Source organism: Kordia sp., assembly GCF_965283645.1.
In the GTDB taxonomy this organism is placed as follows: domain Bacteria; phylum Bacteroidota; class Bacteroidia; order Flavobacteriales; family Flavobacteriaceae; genus Kordia.
In genome coordinates, this window is the sequence record NZ_CBDIPG010000001.1 from 4202205 (window position 1) to 4215000 (window position 12796).

Below are 12796 nucleotides of genomic sequence, written 5' to 3' on the forward strand. Positions count from 1 at the left end.
ATTATGCTAGTAGTAAAAATACTTCTGATGTTTATTTCTGGAATTTGCATTTGCTTTTCGTTGTTTGCAACAAGCTTAATATTTGTAAAAAGTGTTGCATGGTACGAAGTAGGTTTTGCATGTTTAGCACTTATAACTGCTTGTCTAAACGTTTTCTATCATATAAAAAGTTTTCGTTATTATGGTAAAAATGCTACTTTGATCGGAATTGAAAAATTCTCAAAAAAGTGGTTGATTGTTCCGTTAATTTTTTCAGCTTTCTTTGTATGGTTGGTGGCTGAAATAGCATGGTTTATAAAAGAAAAAATGGAAATGGACATATCTTATTATGCCTTTTTTGATACATTCATAGGGCTTGTTTTTCTGAGCATAGCACTCGTAAGTGTAAAAGAGGTTGTTACATTTTATGAAAAAATACAAAATGGCGAGTTGTACAAAAATGAAATTAGTGACATTGGTACTCCTATTTTATAAAGTTTTCAAATGATGCGACTATTAAAAATACTTCTTATCATTGCTTCTGTATCATTAATTGGTATGGTATTATACTTATTGTTTTATGAAGTGCTTGGGCGTCCAGCTTCCGATACTCCAATTGTTGCATATGTATATTTAAGCATGGCATTCATTACATCAACCATAAATATTGTCTATCATATTGTGAGTTTTCAATTTTATAAACGAAAAGAAAACGTACATCTTGATAAAAAAATTCCAAAGATTTTATGGATAGGAGGCATTTGCTTTTCTAGTTTTTTACTTTACATTGGTGGCGCAGGATTGTACAGTCTTTTTCGTTTTATACAATTTGGTCTAGAAGCCAAACAACTCGTTTTTGTATCTGCTTTTTTAATTGGCGCATTGTTAGGTTTCTTAGAACTTTCATTACTAAAAAAGCGCATTAAAAAACTACGAATGAAACGAGAAATGAAAGATGAAATTAATGATATTGGAAGTTCAATTGTCTAAAATTATAAAGTCATGCGTGTTTACAAAATTCTGCTAATCTTTTTCCTAATTCTATTTATCCTATGCACATTCATTGGTATGTATGAAATATATGAGGAAGAAAGAGGTCATCCAGCATTTGTATTCTTAATAGCATTTGTTGCTTTAGGCATATTGTTAAATTTACTTTCCTTAGGATATCAAATCAAAAGTTTTCGCTACTACAGAAAATCAAAACCGTATAAAAAAGAAAATAAAATTTCTCTCATTTTAAGATTCAGCTCTGTAGCATGCGGTATTTATTATATTCTATTTGCTGGAGTTTTGTTACTCGGAATGATGGATGAAAGTACGCATGTAAACACCTTTATGTTGCTAACATTTGCAGTTATTTTCATGTTTGGTGTTTTCACTATTCTGGAAGCGTTAATAATGCGTAAAAGAATAAAACAACAGCAGAAAGAACAAGAAGCCAAATTTAATATTGAAACTATTGGAAATTAGTAGTTAAAATTAACAATAAATCTAATTCATCTTATACACCAAAATCGTATTCTTTTCACCTTTAGTTATAAACTCTAACTTCGGATCTTTGTCAAAATTTTCTAAATCGATTGCCGAACTTCCAAAAGCAGGAAACCCAGGAATTAACTTTGCATTACTATCATACAAATACACTTTTTGCGCATCAACATCAGTAATGGAAACATAAATTTTATTTCGAATTAAAAAGATTTCTGGCTTGCTGTACGAACCAAAATCAAGTTCTACGGTTTTGTCTTTAATACGTAATTTATTCTCAAAGAAACTTACCAAAGTTTTACTGGTCATGGTGACGTCATGGTTTTCTTCTACAGGCAACTTTGTTTTATCAATTTGTCCTTTGCTATCAACTTGAATCAAATTTCCATTTCGATCAGAAGTCGTAAATAAGTTGTTATGAATGTACATTTTATTATCAGAAAACTCAATATTTTTCTTGACCGTAATTCTTGGTGCGCCAGTTCGAGATAAAATGTGAAGTTTCCCATTGCTTTCTTGAAACGTGATATAATCTTTTGTTAGCACTCTAAAATGTTGTGGCGAATTGATAAAATTATTCTCCGAACCTGAAAACTTAAATCCAGTTACTTTTTTACCTGCTTTATCGCGCATAGCAACTTTAGTACCTTCCGTAAATACAAAACGATATTTCTTCGATGTATCATAATCAAAAATTGAAACCGCTTGTGTGTATTCACTTGTTGCTTTGGTTGGAAATGGTTTTACGTCATTTCCTTTTCTATCCAAAATATAAAAAGATTGTGGCGTTGTCATTGCCAATTGTAAACGTCCATTTTTATATAAATCTACTTGCGAAATAGTACCTAAAATCTTTCCGTCTAACTGTTTTTTCCAAAGAATTTTTCCTTGCGTAGAAATCAAATACAATATGTTTGATTCATCTTGCACCACAATTTCTTTTCGTTTTGTAATATGATTTTTCACAAATTGTGGATCAGTCGCTACAGGATTATCCAACACAATATTTAAAAATTGCGATACTGAATTTTCAGTAGGTTTTATGGTGTTTCGTTTCAACAATCCGTGAACGTGCGCATAATTGCTTCCTTTCTCGTTTGTAAATTGCAAAGCGGCAAACGGATAATCTTCTACATTAATACTAATTATTTCTTTTCTGTATGATTTCTGAACGCTTTCCGAAATCGTCTTTTTAAACTTTTCAGTATTAATAAATGTTACCAACGACGATTCATCACTCAAATTTTTGATCGTTTCTTGATAATTATTTTGATACGCCAGCGTTTGTTCATCTTTATACAAAATTGACAATATCAATAAATCTTTCAAACCATCAATATTCGTGAAAACGATATATTCATCCAGAATGATAAAATATTGATTATCAAATTGCTTTATAAAAGGTGAAAAATGATCTTGAAAAAGCGTTGCATCTTCATTTTCTCTAATAAAACTATACCGAGCATTGCTCTGAACAGGATTGTTTTTCAATTGCGTAGCGGCTTCATTACTTGATGAAATAAAACGCAAGCCAGTAAATGAATTTCCATTAAATGAAAATGTACTAACTTCTTCCAACGCATCTAATAACGAGTTTTCTTTTTCAGGATTAAAACTCTTGTACGAATCAAATGCAATTGTTGTAAAATGTGAAAAGAATGGCGGAATTACTTTTGCCATTTTATGTTCACGTGGCGACGTATTTTTTAACGAACTCAACGCATGTCCTAAAGAATCGTTTTCAGTAATAATTCCTGTAAAGCTGATTTCATCTTGTAAAATATCAATATCAAGCGCCATTTGTTCGCCAAATGTTTTGACAAACTTTGTGTCTGCATTTGGAAATATATGTTGAATTAAAGGTGAAATATGTTTTGGAGTTGCCAGTAAAGTTGCCGATTTGCTTTCGTCAATAGTAGCGTACACTTTCTTTAACGATTCTGGAATAATAGCCTTTTTGTAGGATCGGATGCAGTTTTCAATCAATAACTGCGAAGAAGAATTTACAAAAATACTATCTGCATAAAATGTATAATTTACACGATCGCCAATTTTCGTTTCAACAATAGTAGCGTCGTTGTACGGAATCTTTTTTGTGATTGCTTTTTGAAGTGAATCCAATACAAGCAATTCTGGATGCGATTTGGTTACAAATGTATATTCAAAACTATCTTTTCCCAATTCATTAAAACACAACAACGATTTTGAAGTTGGTGTAATGTATTTCAAATAGTCTACAAACGCATTAAAATCTTGTTTAAACTTCGGTTTCTTAAACGATTGCAAGAACTGATTGTTTTTAAGTTCACTTTTAAATCCTTCAAAATCATTAATCTGTAAAATAACAGCGGCGTCTTGCGGTGCAAATTTTACTAAAGAATATTCTTTTGGAGTTTCGGTTGTACAACCAACTATAAGTATGGTAAGAAGAAGAATGAAAATTCTTTTCATGTAATATCTATTTTATAACATCAATGATGTTGTTGCCCTTTGTTGAATGAATGCTACAAAAGTATAAAACTTATGCGATTGTAATTTATTGTACCCATGATAGAATTACAGTTGTTATTAACAATGGAAAAGCGAATTTATATAAAAATGATTTTTTTGGGTAATGAATTTTCGAATTCTACCCATAGAGGTATAACATTAAAATTTTTTATGATGAAAAAAGCAAAATTGAAAAAGTTGAAATTAAGTAAGCACACTGTTTCAGAATTTGGAGCAACGGCAATTGTTGGAGGACTTAGTGGAGGTGCTTGCCAGCCTTCAGGTAGTGTAACGGTTCCGGCAACGTTAGGTTGTGCGCCATTTACACTTCCAGTTATTTGTCACGGTAGCGCAGGTTGCTTCCGTCGTGGATAGGAGATGACAGTATTGCTGAAAGGCGTTTTCTTGTTAAAAAGAAAGCGCTTTTTTTATGTTTGATAGTTCTTATTTTGGATCTAACGACATTACATATTCGTAACTTTCGTTTAAATAATTGGCAAGCGCATCCAAATTGTTTAGCATTTTATCAGGAATTAATACATATCCTATCATCGTAGCGCCATATGATTTGTAATACTCTGAATTGAATTCTTTTATATATTTTTCTTGAACTTCTTTTCCGTAACGAAAACCAATTTCGCCAGCTTTGTTGAGCAAACCAAACATATGTCCGTTGGCAGACGTATAAATCATATTTTTTCCTTTACGCTCAAATCGCGGGCATTTATCCACAATTGCGTCAAAAACTTTAAGTCGTTCTTCCCACATAAAAAATCTGTTTACAAATAGTAACGTTGGTTTATTTCCTCAACTGTTTCAAACGATCAATTGCATTTTGATTCTTAGGGTTGAGCGCTAACGACTTTTCAAAGTTGCGAATTGCATTTTTATGATCGTTCATAAATACATACGCTTCTGCTAAACTATCATACAAATTTGCTGACTTTGGATATAGATAAGTTGCAAACTGAAATACTAAAATTCCCTGTTGTGAAGTTTTTGGTTGATAGCTTAATTGCAATCCGAGATTATTCAATTTCCATTCAGCTAACTCAAGTTTCGGATGTTTCTGAAGTAATTTTTGATATAAACTTTGCAAGTTTTGATACTGTTGCTTTGCAGCAAGATCATTAAAATCTTGAAATATAAACGGTTTTGGTGTTGCTTTTTTAGAAGTTTTAGAAAGTAAACTAGAAGGAATTTCGTTTTGTGAAGGTGTATTTTCTAGAAACTGTAAGGAAGCTTGATCGTTTTTTAAATAAGCGTTCAAAAAATGCAATGTATATTTTGAAACCAATTTGTAAGAAGCTAGAATCTTCACGTCGTTTTTATCTTGTCGTTTATCTCTTGGTTGAAATAAAATGCCAAACGAACTAAAATTTGAATGCGTTAAATCGTGAAACTTCAATTTGTAAGCGTTGCTATGAACCAAGCTATCATAAAAAGTAAATTCATGATTTAGTTTCGGATCAATCTTATCCGCTTTCAAAACAGCTTCAGGGATATCTTTTTGTGCCATATGAATAAACGGAACATCAACTTTTGAAATATCAGCAAAAGCAGAAGTCTTCAATGTTTTATAATTGTACCGAATGCTTCCGTCCAAACTTACAATTGCTTTTATACAATCGTTGCGCATTTGTGTTAACACATTTGACAATCCGCCAAAACTAAATCCCATGGTGGCAATTTTTTCAGTATCAGCATACGGAAGCGATAATGTTTTTTGAAGTAAAAATTCAATATCACGTGCTTGTGCTTCCAAATCTTTTGCGGTTCCGCCTGTGAAATATTTTGTTTCGGCACCACGGCTTGGACTCGAAATCACAACAAAACCATGACTTGCCAAATATTCGCACAGTATAAAATTTTCAATAGAAGATGCTTCGTAACTTGGCGCATATATAATGACAGGAAATTTTCCGTTTGCAACGTTGCTGTTGATAAATGCTTGTGTTTCATCATGCAACATTGCTCTATTATGTGCATTATTTACAGGATATGGAAACCAGTTTAGGAGTTGTTCATTTGGCAACTGTTCCCATTCGCGTTCTGCTTTAAAAATCTCTAAATAGGTAAGAATTGTTGTTTTCGTTGAAGATTTTTCCGTTGCCGGATACCAAATGCTAACAGGAATTGGACGTGGAATGCTTTTATGAGTCCATTGAAATACTTTTTTATACGTTCGTGTTGAATCTACTTTTAGGAAATGTTGGAAACCCACGGTGTACGTTCCGTGTTGTAGTTTGAAGTCTTTTGGAGCAACTTGCCCAAATACAGAACTAGAAAAAAAGATACAAACAAAAACTGATAACAATAATCTCATGGTTGGTATTTATCATAGAGAGTACTGTTTTTGCAAAATGTTACAGTTGTGATAAAGTGAAAATACTATTGTCTTTCAAATTTCATCAAAGGACCATCACTTTCAGGTTCATCTGCTAAAAACAAAATTTCACCTTCAAAATAATAATCATACACTACAGATTCAATCGTAATTGTATTTGTGTTTAATACAAAAGAATACGTTCCGCTATCTAAAATCTGTAAACTTTCATCTATAACATTGGTAACTGTTACGGCGTTTTGTGTAAGGTTGAAATTCCAAAGATGATCCGCTTGAAAGTTTGGTGGCGCACATTCACAGCTTACATCAATTAATTTCCAAGTTCCACCAATTGGATTCAGTGTAATAGCTTCGGTATCATCACTAGTGCACGCGAAAAAAAATCCAACACAGATCACTAAAAGAAACAATTTAGATTTCATAATAATCGGTTTTAATTACTTAGCAGATGTCATATCTATAAAAAGGTTGCGTTGAAAAAATAAAAGAACTTGAAAAACTAATTAGAAATCCAACGAATATTGCTCAGGTAACAAACGGAAAGACATCCGATGGTATTTTGTTGTGCCATACTTTTTAATAGCTTCTCTGTGTTCTACTGTTGGATATCCTTTATTTTGTTTCCAATTATACATAGGAAACTCTTCATGAATCTTTTCCATATACGCATCTCGGTAGGTTTTTGCCAATACAGAAGCGGCGGCAATATTCATATACTTTCCATCTCCTTTAACAATAGTTTGGTGTGGAATGGTTTTATATGGCTTAAATTTATTTCCGTCTACCACAATGTGTTCAGGCGTTATAGAAAGTTGGTCAATTGCTTTGTGCATTCCTAAAATAGAAGCATTTAAGATATTAATTTTATCAATTTCAACAGGAAAAATATGCGCAACACCAAACGCAGAAGCTTCTAACTCTATAATAGGACGAAGGATTTCACGTTTTTTCTCACTAAGTTGTTTAGAATCGTTTAGAATGTCATTTTTAAAATTTTCGGGTAAAATAACAGCGGCGGCAGTTACAGGTCCGGCAAGACATCCGCGACCAGCTTCATCGGTTCCAGCTTCTAATCCATCAAGTAATTGTAGTGCTAACATAAGTACATTGGTATCAAACAAAACTATTCTATCTTGTATTCAAATCAAAATAGAAAACAGAAACTATTATAAATAAATGTTTCTCTAGTAAACCTAAGAATTTAGAGAAGTTATTGATGTTAACTATAGTAGTATGCTCAATCACATTTAAATCTCTATTATCGCGTAAAATTCACAATTTATGATTTCAATAACAATTCTAGGCTTTTTATTTCGTTCAAAAAGTATACTTTTGTCAACAATACCTGTAAAAGAAATTCATTAATAAATCATTTACACGTTAAAAAACAAAACAAGTGAAGCGCATCCTTTTCGTTATATTTCTATGTATTTCCATTTCTTCTGTAAATGCACAATCTAAACTTGAGCCTGTAGAAGGGAAAAAAGTAAAGATCAATCAACAAGGAGAACAAGAGGTTACTAATTCAGATCGTTCGTCTGAAAAAGATAAAACTGCCAAACGAAAGGAATACGATATCAATATGTACAAAATAATCACGCACCAACGTGATACCATGTCTTTAGATACAACGTTGTCAATTGAAAAAGAATACAAATACAATTACTTGCGTAAAGACGAATTTGAATTATTACCATTTTCTAACTTAGGACAAACCTACAATCGTTTAGGATATTCGTTTGACAGACCAGCGGCTTTTCCAAGTATAGGAATGCGCGCAAAACACTTTAATTATGATGAAGTAGAAGATGTACGTTACTTTAATGTGCCAACGCCAACAACCGAATTATTTTTCAAAACGGCTATGGAGCAAGGGCAATTGATAGATGCGTTCATTACAATGAATACGTCTAAACGCGCCAACTTTTCTATTGCTTACAAAGGAATGCGTTCGCTTGGGAAATATCAAAACATACTAAGTAGCTCTGGAAATTTTAAGCTTACAGCAAATTACCGAACTAAAAATGATAGGTATGCAATTCGTGGACATTTCTACTCGCAAGATGTACTAAACAATGAAAATGGTGGATTAACGGATGTTGGAGTTGTAGATTTTGAAACTGGTGTGGAAGAATTCACAGATAGATCTCGACTTGCAGTACAGTTTACAAATGCAGAAAACATACTAGTAGGAAAGCGTTACTACTTTGAACACGATTACAAAATATTCAAGCAAAAAGATTCGTTGCGTGATTCAAACCTAAGAGTTGGACATACATTTAACTATGAAACCAAATATTATATCTACAATCAAGGTGCTGCAAATGATTTATTTGGAGACAGTTTTGTAGCAACAGGATTGCGTGATAGAGCGCAACTTCGAAAACTATTCAATCAAGGAAGTGTAAGCTATCGGACTAAAACCTTTGGTGATGTAAAATTTAAGGCAAATCATACCAAATACAACTACTTCTTTAACTCCATACTATTCACATCGAATGATAATGTACTGCCAAATCAAATAGAAGGAGATGTAATTGCGATTGGAGGAGAATGGCGACATACGATTGCTGGAATCGATCTAAGAGCTGACATACTAGCAAACGTATCAGGTGAACTTGGCGGAAACTACTTCAAAGGACAAGCAAAATATAAGCTCAATGAAGATGCAAATGTGGAAGCTTCCATTGTAATCAACTCAAAAGCACCAAACTTCAACTTCATTATCAATCAAAGTGATTACATAAGCTACAATTGGCGAACTAACTTTGAAAAAGAACGTACGCAAAGTCTCAACTTCAGTTTCAAGTCAAAAAAATGGCTAAACGCTGATGTGAGCTTCACATCAATGGATAACTATGCGCACTTTTCTGGGTTAGATACAAGCCAGCAAATAACGCCAGTACAATCGCCAGATGCTATCACATACCTAAAAGTAAAAGTTGGAAAAGAATTTCGTTATGGAAAATTTGCGCTAAACAATACTATAATGTATCAAAACGTAACGCAAACGGGCGACATATTCAATGTGCCAGAACTCGTAACGCGAAACACGTTATACTTTACAGATACATGGTTCAAAAAGGCATTATTCATTCAAACAGGAGTTACGTTCAGTTACTTTACGGAATACAATGCGGATGGCTACAGTCCGTTACTAGGAGAATTCTATAGCCAAAATCAACAAAAAATAGGAAACTTTCCTCGTATAGATTTCTTCATCAATGCAAAAGTAAAACGCACACGTATCTATCTAAAAGCCGAACATCTAAACTCATCCTTCACAGGATACAACTTTTTCTCTGCGCCAAACTATCCGTACAGAGACTTCATAGTGCGTTTTGGACTCGTTTGGAACTTCTTCTCATAAACTTAACTACAATACAATCAAGTCTATTTAGAAAGTCCACTGAGCTTCTCACATGCGTTCACTGATCGGATTCGAAGTGGAGTGAATAGTGGGTTCCCATCATTTCTTTTTTTTCAGAGAAAAGAAAAGCTGGTCACGCTCTCGCCAGTCGCTCTCACTTCATAGCATCAATTCAGATATTTTAAAGTGTATAAGCAGTTAGTTGAAATTCGGTTACTAATCGGAGTCGAAGTGAGGAGCTCCAACAAAGGCTCCATCGTTAACCCGAGCGAGTAACATGGTAAGTGTGTTCATTACAAAACTACCTACATATATATATAGTATGACCTAAGCGGCTCATTAAAAATTAAAACTTTACCTGTGTTATACCTAAAAGGTTGTAAAATATACGCAGTTTGATCACTGAGCGGCTCGCTATAGAAGATGATATAAAATATTTTCAAAAAAAAGTATATTGCAAATATCTTGTATTTAGATTGTTATGATTTAAGTTTAAAAAAACACTAAAAAAAGGTTTAAAAATGGTTGCGTATAATTAAAAGGTATTTATATTTGCACCCGCTAAAGAGGGAACGATTTAGTTAAGAAGTTCTGATAATATATTGATTTTTTAAGATTTTGATTTTTTTCAAAAAATAGGTTAAAAAAGTTTTGGGTTTTACAAAAAGGTTGTATGTTTGCATCCGCTAAAAACGGGAACGTTTTAGTTTAGTAAGTTCTAATTTTTGAGACATATTTTGATAGAGGCAAAAAGTTTGAAAAGAGCTTTAAAAAAAATCTTCAAAAAGTTTTGTTGGAATGAAAAAAGGGTTTTATATTTGCACCCGCTTTCGGAAGGAAGTTTAGAAAATAGAGAAAATATTAGTTCATTGACATATTGATTAGCAGCAATTATATTGGAAACGATATAATGATAAAAACATAAGCAAAGACATCTTTTGAGATACGATAATTTTTCTGAAGTTGAAGATATATTAAAGAAACAACGATGAAGAGTTTGATCCTGGCTCAGGATGAACGCTAGCGGCAGGCTTAACACATGCAAGTCGAGGGGTAACATTGTAGCTTGCTACAGATGACGACCGGCGCACGGGTGCGTAACGCGTATGAAACCTACCTAATACAGGGAGATAGCCCAGAGAAATTTGGATTAATATTCCATGGTACTGTGATCTTGCATGAGATTATAGTTAAAGATTTATCGGTATTAGATGGTCATGCGTTCTATTAGTTAGTTGGTAAGGTAACGGCTTACCAAGGCAGCGATAGATAGGGGCCCTGAGAGGGGGATCCCCCACACTGGTACTGAGACACGGACCAGACTCCTACGGGAGGCAGCAGTGAGGAATATTGGACAATGGAGGCAACTCTGATCCAGCCATGCCGCGTGTAGGAAGACTGCCCTATGGGTTGTAAACTACTTTTATAGAGGAAGAAACGCAGATACGTGTATTTGTTTGACGGTACTCTACGAATAAGGATCGGCTAACTCCGTGCCAGCAGCCGCGGTAATACGGAGGATCCAAGCGTTATCCGGAATCATTGGGTTTAAAGGGTCCGCAGGCGGTTGTTTAAGTCAGAGGTGAAAGTTTGCAGCTCAACTGTAAAATTGCCTTTGATACTGAATAACTTGAGTTATAATGAAGTGGTTAGAATATGTAGTGTAGCGGTGAAATGCATAGATATTACATAGAATACCGATTGCGAAGGCAGATCACTAATTATATACTGACGCTGAGGGACGAAAGCGTGGGGAGCGAACAGGATTAGATACCCTGGTAGTCCACGCCGTAAACGATGGTTACTAGCTGTTTGGACTTCGGTCTGAGTGGCTAAGCGAAAGTGATAAGTAACCCACCTGGGGAGTACGATCGCAAGATTGAAACTCAAAGGAATTGACGGGGGCCCGCACAAGCGGTGGAGCATGTGGTTTAATTCGATGATACGCGAGGAACCTTACCAGGGCTTAAATGTAGAGTGACAGGTCTAGAGATAGATTTTTCTTCGGACACTTTACAAGGTGCTGCATGGTTGTCGTCAGCTCGTGCCGTGAGGTGTCAGGTTAAGTCCTATAACGAGCGCAACCCCTGTTGTTAGTTACCAGCACATTATGGTGGGGACTCTAACAAGACTGCCGGTGCAAACCGTGAGGAAGGTGGGGATGACGTCAAATCATCACGGCCCTTACGTCCTGGGCTACACACGTGCTACAATGGTAGGTACAGAGAGCAGCCACTACGCAAGTAGGAGCGAATCTACAAAACCTATCTCAGTTCGGATCGGAGTCTGCAACTCGACTCCGTGAAGCTGGAATCGCTAGTAATCGGATATCAGCCATGATCCGGTGAATACGTTCCCGGGCCTTGTACACACCGCCCGTCAAGCCATGGAAGCTGGGGGTACCTGAAGTCGGTCACCGTAAGGAGCCGCCTAGGGTAAAACTGGTAACTGGGGCTAAGTCGTAACAAGGTAGCCGTACCGGAAGGTGCGGCTGGAACACCTCCTTTCTAGAGCGACGAAGAGATTTTATAGATTTAAAGAGTTGTTTTTGCTTAGCTGTTAATTAAGAAATTGAACAAAATATATACAAGTAGAGTCTCATAGCTCAGCTGGTTAGAGCGCTACACTGATAATGTAGAGGTCGGCAGTTCGAGTCTGCCTGAGACTACTAAGGTATTTTATTTTAAGGAAATTCTGGAAGTTAGAAGATTCAACATTCATAATTCTGAATTGATAATTCTGAATTTCATAATGGGGGATTAGCTCAGCTGGCTAGAGCGCCTGCCTTGCACGCAGGAGGTCATCGGTTCGACTCCGATATTCTCCACGATCAACTATTACAGTTGAAAAAGTTCATTGACATATTGAGATAAAAGAGAAACGAGATTAAAAAAATAATCTTCGAGAGAACAAAAATAATAAAGAGACAAAAAGTACAATAAGCTAAGTAAGGGCGTATGGGGAATGCCTAGGCTCTCAGAGGCGAAGAAGGACGTGATAAGCTGCGAAAAGCTGCGGGGAGAGGCACATACTTTGTGATCCGCAGATATCCGAATGGGGCAACCCGGCATATTGAAGATATGTCACATCGTAAGATGAGCAAACCCGGAGAACTGAAA

At 35.0% G+C, this 12796-nt stretch carries 10 protein-coding genes, 2 tRNA genes and 2 rRNA genes (1 of these 14 running past the window's edge); 9 read left to right on the forward strand and 5 right to left on the reverse strand.

All coding sequences use genetic code 11. From position 1 onward, the window contains the following. The first annotated feature begins 3 nt into the window (after window positions 1–3). Genes ACQ654_RS18720 through ACQ654_RS18730 form a run of 3 tightly spaced genes read left to right on the forward strand, consistent with a single transcriptional unit; the run spans window position 4 to window position 1452 of the window. Window positions 4–474 carry a hypothetical protein gene (locus tag ACQ654_RS18720; protein ID WP_430411873.1) on the forward strand — a complete coding sequence of 157 codons (471 nt, stop codon included), beginning with the start codon at window positions 4–6 and terminating at the stop codon, window positions 472–474. A gap of 9 nt (window positions 475–483) precedes the next feature. After that, window positions 484–969, forward strand: coding sequence for a hypothetical protein (locus tag ACQ654_RS18725; RefSeq protein ID WP_430411874.1), 486 nt, complete (start codon window positions 484–486; stop codon window positions 967–969). Window positions 970–981: 12 nt separating this feature from the next. Continuing rightward, entirely contained in the window at window positions 982–1452 is a 471-nt protein-coding gene (locus ACQ654_RS18730) for a hypothetical protein (RefSeq protein ID WP_430411875.1), read from the forward strand. Between the two features lie 21 nt (window positions 1453–1473). Here the strand turns inward: ACQ654_RS18730 and ACQ654_RS18735 are convergent, their stop codons facing one another. Beyond that, window positions 1474–3921, reverse strand: a complete 2448-nt coding sequence (locus ACQ654_RS18735) for a hypothetical protein (RefSeq protein ID WP_430411876.1) — start codon at window positions 3919–3921, stop codon at window positions 1474–1476. A 213-nt stretch (window positions 3922–4134) separates the two neighbouring features. Between ACQ654_RS18735 and ACQ654_RS18740 the strand changes: the two genes are divergently transcribed. Beyond that, the gene (locus ACQ654_RS18740; RefSeq protein ID WP_430411877.1) at window positions 4135–4335 is read left to right on the forward strand and encodes a hypothetical protein; all 201 of its coding nucleotides are present in this window, start codon (window positions 4135–4137) and stop codon (window positions 4333–4335) included. Between the two features lie 69 nt (window positions 4336–4404). On the opposite strand, the gene ACQ654_RS18745 is transcribed toward ACQ654_RS18740, so the two are convergent. The 4 genes from ACQ654_RS18745 to ACQ654_RS18760 form a co-directional block, all read right to left on the reverse strand. Further along, window positions 4405–4728: a hypothetical protein gene (locus ACQ654_RS18745; protein WP_430411878.1), complete on the reverse strand. Its 324-nt coding sequence runs from the start codon at window positions 4726–4728 to the stop codon at window positions 4405–4407. A 31-nt stretch (window positions 4729–4759) separates the two neighbouring features. Then, complete coding sequence (locus ACQ654_RS18750; RefSeq protein ID WP_430411879.1) at window positions 4760–6286, reverse strand: dienelactone hydrolase family protein; 1527 nt, start codon at window positions 6284–6286, stop codon at window positions 4760–4762. A 65-nt stretch (window positions 6287–6351) separates the two neighbouring features. Beyond that, a complete protein-coding gene (locus ACQ654_RS18755; protein WP_430411880.1) occupies window positions 6352–6729 on the reverse strand; it encodes a hypothetical protein in 378 nt (125 codons plus the stop codon). Between the two features lie 81 nt (window positions 6730–6810). Next, window positions 6811–7407: a ribonuclease HII gene (locus tag ACQ654_RS18760; RefSeq protein WP_430411881.1), complete on the reverse strand. Its 597-nt coding sequence runs from the start codon at window positions 7405–7407 to the stop codon at window positions 6811–6813. Window positions 7408–7703: 296 nt separating this feature from the next. Here ACQ654_RS18760 and ACQ654_RS18765 point away from each other — a divergent pair, with 296 nt between their 5' ends. From ACQ654_RS18765 to ACQ654_RS18785, 5 genes are all read left to right on the forward strand, one after another. After that, complete coding sequence (locus tag ACQ654_RS18765; protein ID WP_430411882.1) at window positions 7704–9677, forward strand: putative porin; 1974 nt, start codon at window positions 7704–7706, stop codon at window positions 9675–9677. 985 nt (window positions 9678–10662) lie between these two features. Beyond that, window positions 10663–12184 (forward strand): 16S ribosomal RNA (locus tag ACQ654_RS18770). An 87-nt stretch (window positions 12185–12271) separates the two neighbouring features. Continuing rightward, window positions 12272–12345 (forward strand) — tRNA-Ile (locus ACQ654_RS18775). Between the two features lie 85 nt (window positions 12346–12430). After that, a tRNA-Ala gene (locus ACQ654_RS18780) sits at window positions 12431–12504 on the forward strand. 109 nt (window positions 12505–12613) lie between these two features. Further along, a 23S ribosomal RNA gene (locus tag ACQ654_RS18785) occupies window positions 12614–12796 on the forward strand (it continues 2640 nt past the right edge of the window). Together the 16S and 23S rRNA genes with 2 tRNA genes alongside form the textbook arrangement of a ribosomal RNA operon.